Annotated in this window: 15 protein-coding genes; 8 read left to right on the forward strand and 7 right to left on the reverse strand. The window is 65.8% G+C overall.

The annotated features are described in order from the left end of the window. Nucleotides 1-16: 16 nt before the first annotated feature. Nucleotides 17-1594, forward strand: coding sequence for a long-chain-fatty-acid--CoA ligase (locus AC6UUM_RS04910; protein WP_500804220.1), 1578 nt, complete (start codon nt 17-19; stop codon nt 1592-1594). 8 nt (nt 1595-1602) lie between these two features. Continuing rightward, complete coding sequence (locus AC6UUM_RS04915) at nt 1603-1986, forward strand: hypothetical protein (RefSeq protein WP_500804221.1); 384 nt, start codon at nt 1603-1605, stop codon at nt 1984-1986. Between the two features lie 47 nt (nt 1987-2033). On the opposite strand, the gene AC6UUM_RS04920 is transcribed toward AC6UUM_RS04915, so the two are convergent. Together AC6UUM_RS04920 and AC6UUM_RS04925 are read right to left on the reverse strand one after the other, a co-directional pair. Then, nucleotides 2034-2360, reverse strand: a complete 327-nt coding sequence (locus AC6UUM_RS04920) for a hypothetical protein (protein WP_500804222.1) — start codon at nt 2358-2360, stop codon at nt 2034-2036. 78 nt (nt 2361-2438) lie between these two features. Beyond that, a complete protein-coding gene (locus AC6UUM_RS04925; RefSeq protein ID WP_500804223.1) occupies nt 2439-3218 on the reverse strand; it encodes an SDR family oxidoreductase in 780 nt (259 codons plus the stop codon). 49 nt (nt 3219-3267) lie between these two features. Here AC6UUM_RS04925 and AC6UUM_RS04930 point away from each other — a divergent pair, with 49 nt between their 5' ends. The 4 genes from AC6UUM_RS04930 (at nt 3268) to AC6UUM_RS04945 (ending at nt 7613) form a co-directional block, all read left to right on the forward strand. Continuing rightward, complete coding sequence (locus AC6UUM_RS04930; protein WP_500804224.1) at nt 3268-4137, forward strand: 3-hydroxybutyryl-CoA dehydrogenase; 870 nt, start codon at nt 3268-3270, stop codon at nt 4135-4137. Next, nucleotides 4134-4598, forward strand: coding sequence for a hypothetical protein (locus AC6UUM_RS04935; RefSeq protein ID WP_500804225.1), 465 nt, complete (start codon nt 4134-4136; stop codon nt 4596-4598). Before AC6UUM_RS04930 ends, AC6UUM_RS04935 begins: the two co-directional genes overlap by 4 nt. 10 nt (nt 4599-4608) lie before the next feature. Further along, complete coding sequence (gene argB / locus AC6UUM_RS04940) at nt 4609-5511, forward strand: acetylglutamate kinase (protein WP_353200220.1); 903 nt, start codon at nt 4609-4611, stop codon at nt 5509-5511. 80 nt (nt 5512-5591) lie between these two features. Then, nucleotides 5592-7613: a S9 family peptidase gene (locus tag AC6UUM_RS04945; protein ID WP_500804226.1), complete on the forward strand. Its 2022-nt coding sequence runs from the start codon at nt 5592-5594 to the stop codon at nt 7611-7613. Nucleotides 7614-7785: 172 nt separating this feature from the next. Here AC6UUM_RS04945 and AC6UUM_RS04950 read toward each other — a convergent pair whose 3' ends face one another. The 5 genes from AC6UUM_RS04950 to thrS form a co-directional block, all read right to left on the reverse strand. Beyond that, nucleotides 7786-8400, reverse strand: coding sequence for an NAD(P)-dependent oxidoreductase (locus AC6UUM_RS04950; RefSeq protein WP_500804227.1), 615 nt, complete (start codon nt 8398-8400; stop codon nt 7786-7788). 102 nt (nt 8401-8502) lie between these two features. Further along, on the reverse strand, nt 8503-9957 hold the full coding sequence (locus AC6UUM_RS04955; protein WP_500804912.1) for a TolC family outer membrane protein: 1455 nt from the start codon (nt 9955-9957) through the stop codon (nt 8503-8505). A 224-nt stretch (nt 9958-10181) separates the two neighbouring features. Continuing rightward, on the reverse strand, nt 10182-11090 hold the full coding sequence (locus tag AC6UUM_RS04960; protein WP_500804228.1) for a cytochrome c: 909 nt from the start codon (nt 11088-11090) through the stop codon (nt 10182-10184). A gap of 1 nt (nt 11091) precedes the next feature. After that, nucleotides 11092-11523: a c-type cytochrome gene (locus AC6UUM_RS04965; protein ID WP_500804229.1), complete on the reverse strand. Its 432-nt coding sequence runs from the start codon at nt 11521-11523 to the stop codon at nt 11092-11094. Between the two features lie 90 nt (nt 11524-11613). Continuing rightward, complete coding sequence (gene thrS, locus AC6UUM_RS04970) at nt 11614-13617, reverse strand: threonine--tRNA ligase (RefSeq protein ID WP_500804230.1); 2004 nt, start codon at nt 13615-13617, stop codon at nt 11614-11616. A gap of 161 nt (nt 13618-13778) precedes the next feature. Here thrS and AC6UUM_RS04975 point away from each other — a divergent pair, with 161 nt between their 5' ends. Then, nucleotides 13779-15128, forward strand: coding sequence for an aminopeptidase P N-terminal domain-containing protein (locus tag AC6UUM_RS04975; RefSeq protein ID WP_500804231.1), 1350 nt, complete (start codon nt 13779-13781; stop codon nt 15126-15128). Nucleotides 15129-15186: 58 nt separating this feature from the next. After that, nucleotides 15187-15921, forward strand: coding sequence for an alpha/beta fold hydrolase (locus tag AC6UUM_RS04980; RefSeq protein ID WP_500804232.1), 735 nt, complete (start codon nt 15187-15189; stop codon nt 15919-15921). Nucleotides 15922-15935 lie beyond the last annotated feature (14 nt).

The following is a 15935-nucleotide window of genomic DNA, read 5'->3' on the forward strand; positions in this document are numbered from 1 at the left end:
CCGGGGAGGAACTGCCATGGGAACCCGCTTTGCCACGCTGGCCGAGATCAGCGCGCATTTTGCCGCCACGACGCCAGACCGGCCCGCCATCCGTGTGGAAGCTTCAGGAGACGGGGCGGTGTGGAGCCAGGCGCAATTTCATGATCGCGTGCTGCGCACCGTCGCCATGCTGCGCGGCCTGGGGGTGGCGCCTGGCGACCGCGTTGGCTGGCTGGCGCTGAACCATCCCGATTATCTCACCTTGATGTGCGCCTGTTTCCGGCTGGGCGCGGTGCTGGTGGCGATCAACGCCCGGCTGGTGGCGCGCGAAATTGCCTATGTGCTGTCCGACGCCGGCATCGAGGTGATCGTGTCGGAAACCGCCTTCCTGCCACTGGTGGAAGACGCGCAAGCCGCCACCGGCCTGGCCCATGTCGTGTTGCTCGATGCCGGTCACCAGGGCCGCCTGGCCTTCGCAAATCTGGTCGCCGCCCACGCGCCCGATGCCGCCATGCCGGCGATTTCGCCCGATGATGTGGCGTTGCAACTTTATACCAGCGGCACCACCGGCTTTCCCAAGGGCGCGCTGCTCAGCCACCGGCAATTGCTCGGCACCATCGAGAAAGGCCAGTTGACCGGCGAGGCCTGGGGGCGGTGGGATGCCAACGATGTCGCGCTGGTCGCCATGCCGCTGTTCCACATCGGCGGCACCGGCTGGGCGCTGCACGCGCTGGAGGCCGGCGCCGCCATGGTGATCCTGCCGCGCCCTGACGTTGCTGGCATGGTCGAAGCCATCGCACGCGAACGCATCACCCGCATGTTTGCCGTGCCGGCGGTGCTGCTCGCCATCTGCAACCATATCGAAACCACGCCAGCGGATCTCACGTCGCTTACCGAGCTTTACTATGGCGCGTCGCCGATCCCGCTGGATGTGCTGCGCCGCACGATGCGGGCCTTTCCCAATGCCGGATTTGTCCAATGCTATGGCGCCACCGAAACCTGCGGCACCGTGGTCAGCCTGTTTCCTTCCGATCATGATCCCGCCGGCAACGCCCGCATGCGCGGCTGCGGCAAACCACTGCCGGGCAACGAGGTGAAGATCATCGATGGCGATGGCCGCACCCTGCCAGCGGGCGACGTCGGCGAGATTTGCATCCGATCCGTCAGTGTGATGAGCGGCTATCAGAACAAGCCCGAGGCCACGGCCAAGGCGGTTGTGGATGGCTGGTATCACAGCGGCGATGCCGGCTATGTCGACGACGATGGCTATCTCTATATCCACGACCGCGTGAAGGACATGATCGTGTCGGGCGGCGAGAATATCTATCCCGCCGAAGTGGAAAATGCCCTGCACGAACATCCGCTGGTGCTGGATTGCGCGGTGATCGGCGTGCCCGATGAGCGCTGGGGCGAAGCGGTGAAGGCCATCGTGGTGAAAAAGGGCGCGGTGACCGCCGCCGAGCTGATCGCATTTGCGCGCGTGCGCATCGCCGGTTTCAAGGTGCCCAAAAGCGTGGATTTCATCGACGCGCTGCCGCGCAATCCCAGCGGCAAGATATTGAAGAAGGACCTGCGCGAGCCATTCTGGGCCGGGCGCGAGCGCAAGGTGAATTGAGTGTCTGGGTGCGCCGCCGCAGCTTGATCATCCGTGTCATATGGGCGGCGTGCCTGCTTGGCGCGACGGCCAATCACGGGCTGATCCTGTATCGCTGCGGCCTGTCCTGTGATTATGGTGGCATCGGCCCGGCCAGCGCATTCTACTGGACGAGCCTGACCCTGATCGATCCGCTGGTGGCGGCGTTGCTGTTCTGGCGGCCACGGCTGGGAATTGTTGCCATCCTTGTGCTGATGACGACGAACGTGGCGCACAATTTGGTGGTTATCTCGCCGATCGGGGCTGGCGGCATGGCAATCGCCAATCTGTTGGTGGCCAGTCAGATCGCGTTTCTGCTCTTTGTTGTCGTGACGGCGCCAGCGGCGTGGGGCAGGCGGCATAGAGAAGGGTGACCCGGCACTTGCCGGGCCGCCCCTTGTCTGTCCGTCAGGCAACAGCCTCAGTTCGGCTTCTGCATGTCCTTGCCGGCTTCTTCCAGCTTTTCGCCGGTGTTCTGCTTGGCGTCCGCGGCAGCGGCTTCGGCCTTGTCGCCAGCGCGTTCCATGGCGTTGCCGGCCTTGTCGGCGGCATTTTCCATGGCGTTGCCAGCGTTTTCAGCCGATTTCTCCATTGCGTCACCAGCGGCCTTGGTGTTGGCGGCGGCGTCAGCGGCGGCTGATTCTGCGGCCTTGTTGGTTTCTTCCTTGGTGGTCTGCGAGCAGGCGGCGAGCGCCACCGGCAGGGCAGCGAGCATCAGGAAACGGGCGATATTGGTGTTGAACGTCATGGTCTTGCACTCCTCTGGTGCAAGCAAACAGCGCTTGGGCGCAATGGTTCCAGGGCCAGCCAGAAATTTCTGCCAGCCTCAGCCCGGCGATGCGGCCGACCCGGCGAGGATGCCGCCATCGATGTGGAATTCGCTGCCCGTCACATAGGCGCTTTCATCGCTGGCCAGATAGGCGGCCATGGCGGCGACTTCATCGGCGGTGCCAAAGCGTTTGAGCGGTGTGTCGGCCACGAAGGCACGCGTGGCGGCTTCGCGTTCGGCCGGCGTGGTGCCGAGCATCGGCTCCCACATCGGGGTGAGGATCGCGGCGGGGTGGATGGAGTTGCAACGGATGGCGAGGCCTTGGCTCGCGCACCACAGCGCCACGCTTTTCGTGTGGTTCCTGACCGCCGCCTTGGAACTGGCATAGGCCGCCGCTGCCGGGATGCCGACGATGCCGGAACGCGACGAGATGTTGATGATGCTGCCGGTGTCCTTGGTGCGCATCGCGCGGATCGCAGCGCGGCAGCCCAGGAACGTGCCATCCAGATTGACCGCATGCACGGCGCGCCAATCGGCCAGGCTGGCATGTTCGGGATCATGGGCCGCAGGCGCGCCTTCAAATCCGGTGACGCCGGCATTGTTGACCAGGATATCAAGTGGGCCGACGTCCGCCATCACTGCATCCCACGCCGCTTCATCGCGCACATCCAGCACGGCAAAGCGCCCGCCGATGCTGGCGGCCACCGCCGCGCCGGCGGGATCGATGTCTGTTACCCACACGGATGCGCCTTCGGCGGCAAAGCGCCGGGCAATCGCCTCGCCAATGCCGCGTGCGGCGCCGGTGATCAGTGCGGTCTTGCCTTCCAGTCTGGTCATGTGCCTGCTATCGCGCCGACGAACACGCAACTCAAGACAGGACATATCCATGCAGACCATCGGGGTGATTGGCGCAGGGCTCATGGGCAATGGCATTGCGCATGTGGCGGCACAGGCCAGTTACGATGTGATCCTGTCTGATGTTGCCATCGAACGCTGCGAAGCGGCGCGCGCCGTCATTGCCAAGAACATGGCCCGGCAGGTGAGCAAGGGCGTGCTGACGCAAGCAGAGGCCGACGCCGCGATTGCCCGCATCCGCCTGACCACCGACAACGCTGATTTCGCCGCCGCCGATCTGGTGATCGAAGCCGCCACCGAGAATGAGGCGATCAAGGGCAAGATCTTTGCCGGGCTGAAGGACGTGCTGAAAGCCGACGCGCTGCTGGCCAGCAACACCAGCAGCATCTCCATCACCAGGCTGGCGGCGGCGACCGGCCGTGCGGATCGTTTCTGCGGGCTGCATTTCTTCAACCCCGTGCCGCTGATGGCGCTGGTGGAGATCATCCCCGGCCTCGCCACATCGCACGAGACCACCGCCACCATGCAGGCCTTTGCCGGGCGGCTGGGCAAGACGGCGATCCTGGCCGGCGACGCGCCGGCGTTCATCGTCAACCGCGTGCTGTGCCCGATGCTGAACGAGGCGATCTTTGCGCTGGGCGACGGGGTCGGCAGTGTTGCCGATATCGATGCCGGGCTGAAACTGGGCGCCAATCACCCGATGGGGCCGCTGGCGCTGGCCGATTTCGTCGGGCTCGATACGCTGCTCAGCATCATGCAGGTGATGCAGGCCGGCACTGGCGATCCGAAATATCGCCCGGCGCCGCTGCTGGTGAAACATGTCGAGGCCGGCTGGCTGGGCCGCAAATCGGGCCGCGGATTTTATGATTATTCCGGCCCGGAACCCGTACCGACGCGATGAGACTGACCTTCACCAAGGGCAGCGGCAAATATGACCGGCTGGACATCGTGGCCAGCGACGGTCCGCGCCCGGCCATCGATTGCCCGAAGCAGGGCATCATCCCGCATGACATGGTGCATTGGGCGGTGGAATCCGAAATCGCGGCCGCCGGATTCCTGCGGCTGATTGCCGAAGGCGGCGACAGCGGGCAGCGCGCCGCGCTGGGCATCGCGTCGGCTGAAAGTGTCGAGCGGCTGGTCGAGATGTTCCAGGGCGAAGGCTGGAGCCAGACGGCGCTGCCGGATGCCGAGTTCATCGCGCTCTATGCCGTCACCTGCGAACAACGCGGCGATACACCCTTGCCGATCACCGGCGCGCTGTTGGCGGCGATCCGGGCGCGCATTGCCGATGTCTCGGTGCAGTGGGCGGCGGTGCCGGTGGGCGGGCAATTGCTGCTGGAAATGCCCAGCCATCCCCAATAAGGCCAAGCCGATGAGCGCACATGCCCCCCACCCAGACATGCTGGCCAAGACCGAGACGCTGATCGAGGCCTTGCCTTATCTGCAACGCTATGCCGGCAAGATTTTCGTGGTGAAATATGGCGGCCACGCCATGGGCGATGCCGAACGCGCCCGCGATTTCGCCGAGGACATTGTGCTGCTGAAGGCGGTGGGCATCAATCCGGTGGTGGTGCATGGCGGCGGGCCGCAGATCGGCAATCTGCTGAAACGGCTCGGCATCGAAAGCCGCTTTGTCGATGGCCTGCGCGTCACCGATGCGGCGACGGCTGAAGTCGCCGAAATGGTGCTGGCCGGCAGCATCAACAAGGAAATCGTCGCCCATATCGCCCAGGCCGGCGGGCGGGCGGTGGGCATCAGCGGCAAGGATGCCGGGCTGGTGACCGCCACCAAGGTGGAGCGCACGGTGAAAGACCCCGGCAGCGCCATCGAGCAGGCGGTGGACCTGGGCTTTGTCGGTGAACCGGCCAGCGTCGATCGCAGCATCATCGACACGCTGGTGGCGGCCGGCATCGTGCCGGTGATCGCGCCGGTGGCGGTGGGCGCCGATGGCCACACCTACAACATCAACGCCGATACCATGGCCGGCGCCATTGCCGGCGCGCTGGGCGCGGCCCGGCTGTTCCTGCTCACCGATGTCGCCGGCGTGCTCGGCAAGGATGGCACGTTGAAAACCGATCTGTCGCCGGCGGCCATTGCCGGCCTGATCGACGATGGCACCATCACGGGCGGCATGATCCCCAAGCTGGAAACCTGCGTGAGCGCGGTGGCCGCCGGGGTGGACGCCGCGGTGATCCTCGATGGCCGCGTGCCGCATGCGCTGCTGCTGGAAATCTTCACCCGCAAGGGGGCGGGCACCTTGGTGCGGGCGGGCTGAATACCGCCACACGCCGCCGCGTCCCCCGATTGCTGTGGCCAGGCTGCGCTGCTAGCATCCCGCCAAACGGGGGGGATTTCATGCACATCACCATCGCGCCGCTTCGCGTGTTGCACCGGCTGTTGGCCTTTGCCTGCGCGGCGCTGCTGATCGGGCAGCCGGCGCTGGCGCAAGCGCGGCGCTTTTCGGCGGATGATCTACCCCGGATCGTGCGCCTGTCCGATCCGCAGCTGTCGCCCGATGGCAAATCGGTGGCGGTGGTGATCGGCCGCGCCAACATGATGGAAAATCGCTGGGATGGGCAGCTTGTCCTGATCGATGTCGCCACAAAGGCGAGCCGCATGCTCACCGTCGATCGGCGTGGCGTTGGCAGCCTGCGCTGGTCACCCGATGGCCGCAGCCTCGCCTTTCTGGCCAACGACAGTGCCGGCCGTGCGCAGGTGCATGTGATGGTGATGGGCGGCGGCGAAGCCCGCCAGTTGACCGCCCACAAGACGACGATCACCCAGCTTGCCTGGCGCCCCGATGGCACAGCGCTGGCCTATGCCGCCGCCGATGACGAACCGGAACGCACTGGCGAAGCGAAGTTTGAAGACGCGTTCGAAGTGGGCAACAACTCCTATCTCGATCGCGCCGCGCGCCGGCCGACCCATATCTGGACGGTGACGCTTGCCGACGCCGTCGCCAAACGGGTGACCAGCGGGCCGCAATCCATTCCGGTCGGGCTGGCACCGTCCGGCCCGCCGTCGCAGCTCAATTGGTCGCCGGACGGCACCAGCATCATCTTCGAGCAGGCCAGCACCGCCGCCACCGGCGATGCCGACAGCAGCCGGCTGGCCAGCGTCGAGGTCGCGACCGGCGCGGTGCGGGCGCTGTTGCCGGGCAGCGCGCGCCAATCTGGGCCGCGCCTTTCGCCCGATGGCAAAAGCGTCGCCTTCGTCTCCCCGCGCGGCGGCATTGCCGCGCAGCAAAGCCGGGTGATGGTGGCGGCAGTGAATGGCGGCGCGGCCACGGACGCCGCCCCCGATCTCGATGTCGATGTCGATCTGGTCGGCTGGCTGGGCGATGGCCAGTCGCTGCTGCTGAGCGGCACCGATGGCACGCGCGGCGGCCTGTGGGTGGCGCGCGGCGGCAAGGCGACCCGGCTCGATCTGGGTGATCTCGATCCGGTGACCGCAGCGGTGCAGGGCGGCGCGATTGTGTTTACCGCGACCACTGCGGACCGGCCATCTGAACTGTTCGTGATGCCGACGATCAAGGCCAAGCCGGTTGGGCTGACGAAGGTGCAAACGGCGATGGACGGCATCACGCTCGGCCGCCAGGAAAGCATCACCTGGGCCAGCGACGGCTATACTGCCGATGGCGTCATCACCTACCCGCCAGATTACCAGCCGGGCACGAAACTGCCGCTGGTGCTCTATATCCACGGCGGGCCGGTGGCGGCATCGCGGCAGAGCTTCAGCACCTCGGCGCATATTCTCGCCGCGCAGGGCTGGCTGGTGCTGGAGCCCAATTATCGCGGCAGCAACAACCGCGGCCATGTGTTTCAGGAAGCCATCATCCGCGATGCCGCCGCCGGGCCGGGGCGCGATATCATGGCGGGCGTGGCCAGCCTTGAACAGCGCGGCCTGATTGATCGCAGCCGCATGGCGGTGTCCGGCTGGTCCTATGGCGGCATGATGACCAGCTGGCTGATCGGCAATTATCCCGATGCCTGGGCAGCGGCGGTGGCGGGGGCACCAGTGACCGACGTGCTCGATCAATATACCACTGCCGACAATAATCGTGCCCGCGCCGGCCAATATGGCCCGTCACCGTTCGTGGGCGACAATATGGCCAGCTATGCCAAACAGTCGCCGATCCAGTTTGCCTGGAAAGCGAAGGCGCCGACGTTGATCATGGCCGATGTCGGCGATTGGCGGGTGACCATCCCGCAGGCCTACAAACTGTATCGCGCGCTGAGCGACAACAATGTGCCGGTGAAGTTCGTCGCCTATCCGGTGCCCGGCCACAGCCCCGCCGATCCAATCCGCGCCCGCGATGTGTGGCGGCGCTGGGTGGATTGGCTGAAGCCGCGGTTGGCGGCACCAGCGGCGCGCTGATGCCTATTGGCTCCCTCCCTTCAGGGGAGGGCGAGAGACGAGCCGCAGGCGAGGCCCGGGGTGGGTGTCTAATTTGGCCACAGGCGGGCTCACCCACCCCGCTCGGCTGGCGCCGAGTCACCCTCCCTTGAAGGGAGGGAGCCGGGACGCTTCAATCAAACTGCAATCGAGTCTAGGCGAAATGCCCGACCAACGGGCGGCCGCGCTGCCAGCGCTGCTGCTCAACGGCGTCCAGCGCGAATTCGGCAACTTCGGCGCGGGTGACGGCGGCGACGCGCACATGGGCCGGCACTGGCCAGACGGCATGCAGGCCGCCCTTCAACGGGCCTTCGGTGATCGGGGCAGGGCGTATGATCGTCCAATCCAGGTCGCTGGCGGCGATCAATTCTTCCTGCACCGCCATGTCGGGATGGCGGGGGCGGGCCACCAGCGGAAAGATCAGACGGTTGTACAGCCAGCCGGCCTGCGCACAGGTTTCGCTGTTGCCGGCGCCGGTAATGGCCACCAGCCGCCGGATGCCGGCGGCTTTCATCGCAGGCACCAGCGCGCGGGTGGCATCGGAAAACAGCGTGTCCGGGGTGGCACGGCCGGCGCGTAGCGCGAAAATCACTGCGTCATGGCCGGGCAGCGCCTTGTGCAGACGATCGACATCGTCCGGGTTGGCTGCGACCGGCGCGGCACCGGCCGGCACCCGTGCCGCATGCCGGCTTTGCCCTGACACATGGTGGCCACGGGTCAACGCCGTTTCCACGATCACTCGGCCAAGCTGGCCTGAGGCCCCGATCACCAACAGCCGCACGATTCGTACCTCAGGGGGATGCCCCTGCGCGATTATGTCGCATGGTGCGGTGCAGCACGCAAGCCCCCGCCGGCAGACCCAGCGTTTTTGTCAGTCTTGTGGCGGCACCGGCGTGGCGGAACCGGCCGCCGGCGTGGCATCCTGGGCCGGCGTGGAAACGGTGCGGGTGGAGCGGATCATCGGCGCATCGCGATCCTGCCAATCCAGGAACTTGCCGCGCACTGATCGATAATTCGCGCCCGAATCATAAAGTTTCAGGCCTTCCAGATCGAGATCGCGCGCTTCGGCATTGCCCATCGCCGCCAGCAGCGTGAAGCCGGCGACATAGGCGTTGCGCTTGGCGGTGGCCAGCGTGACGCGGGCGTTGATCAGTTCCTGTTCGGCGTTCAACACTTCGATGATGGTGCGGTTGCCCACGCCATTTTCCGCGCGCACGCCTTCCAGCGACAGGCTGTTGGCGGCAATCGCCGCTTCGGCCGATTTGATCACGTCCAGGCTGGCGCGCCAGCTGGCAAAGGCCGCGCGCACCTGTTGGATGACGCTGCGTTCGGTACCGATCTGATTTTCCATCGCGGCGGTGCGGCGCGCCTGGGCCTGGCGGATCTGCGCGGCTGGCCGGCCGCCCTGATACAGCGGCAGCGCCAGCCGGGCCCCCACCACGGCGGAGGTTTGCGAGGATGGCTGTTTCGGGAAGCCCGGCGGCACGATGGCACCGCCGAAATTGTCACTCCGGCTAACCGTGCCAAAGCCGGACAGTGTCGGCAGCCGGCCGGCGCGTGCCGATTTCACATCGAAACCGGCGGCTTCGCTGTTCTTGGTGGCGGCAGCGATGTCCGGATTCTCCTTGATCGCAGTTTCCACCGCCTCGGTTACGTCGGCCGGCAAATTGGGCAACGGCGGCGGCGTGGCCAGATCGGTGGGCACATCGCCGACCTGCTGGATATAGCGTTCCTTTGATGCGATCAGATTGGCTTCGGCATTGCGCAGATCGGCGCGGGCCTGGCTCAACCGCGCTTCGGATTGGGCGACATCGGTGCGGGTCAGGTCACCGACCTCGAAGCGGTCCTTGGTGGCGCGCAGATTGACATCAAGCTGGCTGACATTGGCGCGATTGAGCTCGACGATTGCCATGTCGCGGATCACGTCATTATAGGCGGCGACCACTTGGCTGAACACGCTGGCTTCGGTGGCGCGCAGCGTTTCCTCGCCGGCCTGCACCCGGGCATCCGCCGCCTTCAGGCCGTTCTTCACCAGGCCGCCCTGATAGAATGGCACACTCAATTGCATCTGGGTCTGCGCGTTGCGCGGAATGACGATGAACTGGCCGCCCGGGATCAGCACATTTTCGTTGAAGGTGGAGTTCAACTGCAACGACGGCAGGCCGGCTGCGTGTTGCAATGGCACGTTCTCATCCGTGGCCATCTGGTTGGCGCGCGCGGCGTTGATCGTCGGATTGGTCTGATACGCCTTGATCAGCGCGCCTTGCAGGGTTTCGGCTGCGGCGGGCAACGACAGCATCGTGCCGGCAATCAGCGCGGCGATCATGCGGGTGCGGGCGGGCGTGCGGGCTGGCGTGCCCCCCCCCGAGCGCGCCACTGGGCCCCCCGATGCGCTATGCGTCTGCATTCACTTCATTCCTTCATTCAGACCAGCCGTTACACCACGGCCTGCCGGCGCCCCCGCGGGTGCCATATAGAGGCAAGACACAGCCGGGCCAAGAGGCGCGGCCGGCAAATTTGAGCAACGACCAAATTGTCGCTCATTTCACATCACTTCACGGGCGGCACGGCTTTCAGATAGGCGGCGATGGCGGCGCGATCGGCAACGGACAATTGCGCCATGTTGGCCTGCACCTCCACCATGGTGCCGCCCACCGAATCATAATCCGGGGTAAAGCCGGTCTTGAGATAGTCGGCAATTTCGGCGGCGCTCCAGCTGAGCTTGCCGGGCGTGATGTTGGGGATCTTGCCCCCCCCTGATTCTCCAACGCCCTCAGGGTCGGGCGCGCCGGCCAGCCAACGGGCCTTGTCCACGCCGCCGAACTGGTCTCGGGGGCTGTGGCACTCGCTGCAATGGCCCGGCCCTTCCACCAGATATTGCCCGGCGCGCACGTCGGCAGGGGCATTGGCAGGCAACGCCACCACGGGTGCGGGGTCCAGATAGACGCGCTTCCACAAGCCGATGCCGCGCCGGATATTGAAAGGGAAGGCCACGGTCCCCTCGGCCGGCTTGCCCGCCACCGCCGGCAGGGATTTGAGATAAGCGAACAGATCGGCGATGTCGGCAGGCTGCATGCGGGCATAGCTGGTGTAGGGAAAGGCCGGGTAATAATGGCGGCCATCAGGCGACACGCCGCGGCGCATGGCATTGTCGAAATCGGCCAGCGTCCAGCCGGCGAGGCCGTCGGCGCCGGATGAGATGTTGGGCGGCTGGAAATCACCGAACGCGGTTTTCAGCACGGCACCGCCGCCCAGTTTCAACCGGTCATCGCCCTTGGCGCCTTTGGCGGCGTGGCAGGATGCGCATCCGCCGGCCCAGAAGATGCGGGCGCCGCGCGCAGCATCGCCGGGACCCTGCGCGACTTCGTTTTCGGGCAAGCGCTGTGGCGTGGTGGCAATGAAACCCGCCACCGCGCCCAACAGCGCCAGGCCCGCAAGGGCACCAAGCAAGCGCCGCATGTCAGTCCTTCTTGATGCGGAAGCCTTCGTGGCAGCTCTTGCAATTGGCGGTGACCATGCCGAACGCCTTGCCAAAGCCGGCCGCATCGGTGGGCTTCAGCGCGGCGGCGGCGACGGTATCCGCCTGGAACTTCGCGGTGGCGGCCTTCCATTCGGTCGGCTTGCTCCAGATCGCCGGCGAGGCTTCGGTATCGCCGGCGTTGCTGCCGGCCGGGAAATGCGCCGGGAACGCCTTGGCGGCGGCGACATAATTGGCGAGGATCTTGTTGGCGGTGGCGGCGTCGAACGGCGTGACGCCCTTCAGCATGTCGCCACCCATCTTGGTGTCGCGGCCATTGCCCTTCATGATCGCCTGGCGATCTTCCAGGGGGCCGGCAAACACGGCGGTGGGCAGGATGATGGCGGTGGCCAGAACGGCAGCAAGCATGCGCATGTGAATCTCCCTCGTTGGCCTTTACGGCTATATCCTTCTTATCCCCCGCCGCGCCGATCGGCCAATGGCCCAATTGGCGCAGAAAAGCTTTCAGACCTGCAAATCCGGCGGGGTCGCCTGCGCCACCAGCAGCGCCACGGCTTCGGCCAGCGGCACCACCTTCTGCCCGCCGCCGTTCAGCTCACGCAGCGCCACCGTGCCTTCTTCGGCTTCGCGGCGGCCGACGACCAGCATGTACGGCGCTTTCTGCAGGCTGTGTTCACGCACCTTCAGGTTGATCTTCTCGTTCCTGAGATCGGTTTCCACCCGGATGCCGGCGGCGCGCAACGTGGCGGCCACCTGGCCGGCATAGTCATCCGCGTCCGACACGATGGTGGCGACCACCGCCTGCACCGGCGCCAGCCACACCGGGAACCAGCCGGCGAAATGTTCGATCAATATGCCGATGAAGCGTTCATAGCTGCCCAGGATGGCGCGGTGCAGCATCACCGGGCGGTGGCGATTGCCATCTTCCCCCACGAACGACGCATCCAGCCGTTCGGGCAGCACCGTATCGGTCTGGATGGTTCCGACCTGCCAGGTGCGGCCGATGGCGTCGGTCAGGTGGAATTCCAGCTTGGGCGCGTAAAACGCGCCTTCGCCGGGCAGTTCTTCCCAACCCCATTCGGCGTTGTCGCGCCCGGTGGCCTTCACCGCGTCGCGCATCGATTGTTCGGACCAGTCCCACATCGCATCGCTGCCGAAGCGCTTTTCCGGGCGCAGCGCCAGCTTGATGGCATATTTGAACCCGCCAAGATCCTTGTACACCGCATCGAGCAGATCGCAGAAGCGTGCGACTTCATCGACGATCTGGTCTTCGCGGCAAAAGATGTGGCCGTCGTCCTGGGTGAACTGGCGCACCCGCATCAGGCCGTGCAGCGCGCCGTGCGGTTCGTTGCGGTGGCAGCAACCCATTTCGGCCATGCGCAGCGGCAGATCACGATAGGATTTGATGCCCTGGCGGAAAATCATGATGTGCGCCGGGCAGTTCATCGGCTTGAGTGCCATCCAGTCGGCACCCTTGGACACGACCGGGCCATCTTCGCCGGCCTCCGGCATCTCGTCGGGGATGACGAACATGTTTTCGCTGTATTTGCCCCAATGGCCGGATTGCTCCCATTGGCGCAGGTCCATGATCTGCGGCGTCTTCACTTCGTTGTAGCCGGCGGCATCGAGCCGGCGGCGCATATAGGCCTCCAGCGCGCGATAGATCACGAAACCGCGCGGATGCCAGAACACGCTGCCATGCGCTTCGGCCTGCAGATGGAACAGGTCCATCTCCGCACCCAGCTTGCGATGGTCGCGCTTGGCGGCCTCCTCCAGGCGCAGCAGATGCGCATCGAGCTGTTTTTTGTTCAGCCAGCCGGTGCCATAGATGCGGCTGAGCATCGCGTTGTTCTGGTCACCGCGCCAATAGGCGCCCGACACGCGCGTCAGCTTGAAGGCGGCCGGATCGAGCTTGCCGGTGGAAGGCAAGTGCGGGCCGCGGCACATGTCCATCCAGTCGGAACCGGACCAATAGATGCTCAATTCCTCGCCCTCAGGCAGGGCTGCCGCCCATTCGGCCTTGAACGTCTCGCCCTGCGACGCCCAGCGCTCGATCAGCGCCTGCCGGCTCCACACTTCGCGGCGCAGCGGCTTGTCGGCGCGGATGATGGCGCGCATCGCCTCCTCGATGGCCGGCAGATCGTCCTCGGTGAAGGGGCCACGCGTCGTGGGCGGCGCGACGTCGTAATAAAATCCATCGTCGGTGGATGGGCCAAAGGTGATCTGCGTGCCGGGAAACAGACCCTGCACCGCCTCGGCCAGCACGTGGGCGAAATCGTGGCGCGCCAGCTCCAGCGCCTCGGCCTCATCGCGGCCCGTCACCAGCGCCAGGCGCGCATCGGCGTCGATCGGCCGGCTGAGATCAACCAGCTCGCCATCCAATTTGGCGGCAATCGCCGCCTTGGCCAGCCCCGGCCCGATGCTCGCCGCCACCGCGGCGCCAGTGGTCCCGCGCGGCATTTCGCGCGTGGAACCATCGGGCAGCGTGAGGGTGATGAGATCGGACATGGTGGCCTTTGTGCAATCAGGTTGCCGCCACGATCGGCAGCACGCCGTGCCTAATCAAAAATGCCCGTCGTCGCCACCCCAACTTGCAGCCGGGGCTGGCCGGGATGATCGCGCTGGACGGATGCGCGCGTGTCTGCCAGCATTTTACGGCTTGTGGGGGAATGAACATGTTGCTGGGTCGCCGCGAACTTCTGGCAGGCGGGGCTTGCGCTTCTGCCTTGCTGCCGCTGGCTGGCGCGGCAGCGCAAGTCCTGCCCGGGCCGGGTTTTGCCACGCCGATCGGCACCAGCCCCTTCGCGCCGGACGTCTATCGTGCGCGCCGGGCGCAGGTGATGGCGCAATTGAAAACCGGCTTGGCCGTCATCTACGGGGCCGGGCCGCCGCCGTCGGTCGACAATGTCATCGCTGCACCCTTTCAGCAGAATGGTGATTTTGCCTGGCTGACGGGCATAAGGGATGAACCCGGCGCTGTGCTGGTGCTGGCGCCGGGCGAGGCCGACGTGAGGGAATGGTTGCTGTTGCCTTCGCGCAATGTCGAAGCCGAACGCTGGGATGTGGAACGTCTGCCGCTGGGTTCGATCATGGAGCAGCGGACCGGTGTGCAGCGCGTCAGCCGCATCGGTGCGCTCGGCGGCCTGGTCACCATGCTCGCCAGCCGCGCCAAGGAATTGCACTTTTTGGGGCCGGTTGTTTCGGCCGACGCGCCCGTGCCGGAGGTGCTGGAGCTTTATGGCAAGATCGCCAGCCGGGTGCCGGGCACCAGCATCCGTGATCAATCCGGTCTGTTGACGGCGCTGCGCACGGTCAAGGAGCCGCGCGAGCTGGAATTGATGCGCAAGTCCATGGCTGCCACCCGCGCCGGGCACTTGGCCGCCATGCGGGGGGTAAAGCCGGGCATGACGGAACGGGAATTGGGCCGCGTGCTCGAAGCCGCCTTTGCCGCAGCCGGTGGAACCGGCCTGGCTTACAGCAGCATTGTCGGCGCCGGGCGCAACGCGGCGTCGCTGCATTATGTCGTGCAGAACGGTCCCATAAGGGACGGCGATCTGGTGCTGATCGATGCAGCGGCTTCTGTCGATGGCTACAGCTGCGATGTCACCCGCACCTTTCCGGCCAATGGGCGCTTCACCGCGCAGCAGCGCCGTCTGTATGATCTGGTGCTGGAGGCGCAAACGGCGGCGGCAGCCAAGCTCAAGGCCGGGGTGATGTATCAGGAACTCGAAGAGGCCGCGAAAGCCGTGTTTCGCCGCGCCGGCACCATCGATGATTTCCCGCATGGGCTCGGCCATTATGTCGGCCTTGATGTCCACGATGCCTTTGACCGGACGAAACCCATCCCGGCCAATGCCGTCATCACCATCGAGCCGGGCCTGTATGTCCAGTCGGCAAATTACGGCATCCGGATCGAGGACCAGTATCTGGTGACCGCAACCGGTTCGGAGCGGATGTCTGCCGGCATTCCGCACAGTGCTGCCGAAATCGAAGCGTTCATGCGCGGCGCCGGCAAATAGGGCTTGAAGAATTCCCAAGCCTTCCCAGCCTGCCGGGGCTGGCCTACAACCCATCGCCATGCCCATTCCGCAGCAATTTCCGCACGGCGGCGCTTCCCTCGCCTATCGCTTTGCCCCCGGTGATGGCCCGCTGATCGTGTTCCTGCCCGGTTACATGAGCGACATGACCGGCGGCAAGGCGACGGCGGTGGCGGATTGGGCACGGGCGCAGGGCCGGGCGCGGCTGCGGCTGGATTACTCGGGCTGCGGGGCGAGTGGTGGCGATTTTCTGGATGGCAGCATCGGGCGCTGGACGGGCGATGTGCTGGCGTTGATCGATCATGTCTGGCCGAGCGGGCAGGTGCTGCTGGTCGGGTCGTCGATGGGCGGCTGGATTGCGCTGCTGGCAGGCCAGCGGTTGAAAAAGCGGCTGGCCGGGTTGGTCGGTATTGCCGCTGCGCCGGATTTCACCAGCTGGGGCCTGAAGATCAGCGAAGTGGATCGCCACCATCTGGAAACCGATGGCTGTTTCACCCGGAAGTCGGATTATGGCGCGCCTTATCGTTATTCGCGCGCGCTGATCGAGGATGCGCCGGCGCATCTGCTGATGGACGGGCTGATCCGCATCGACGCGCCGGTGCGGCTGTTGCACGGCCAGTGCGATGATGCGGTGCCGTGGCGGCTGGCGCTGGATATCGCGGCGCGCATCACCGGCGACGATGTTCAGGTGCGGCTCATCAAGGATGGCGATCATCGGCTGTCGCGGGAGGCGGATATCGCCGCGCTGGTCGGCCTGATCGAGGAAATGGTGTGAAGCGGTTTGTGCTT

The sequence above is a fragment of the Sandarakinorhabdus sp. genome (assembly GCF_987265915.1).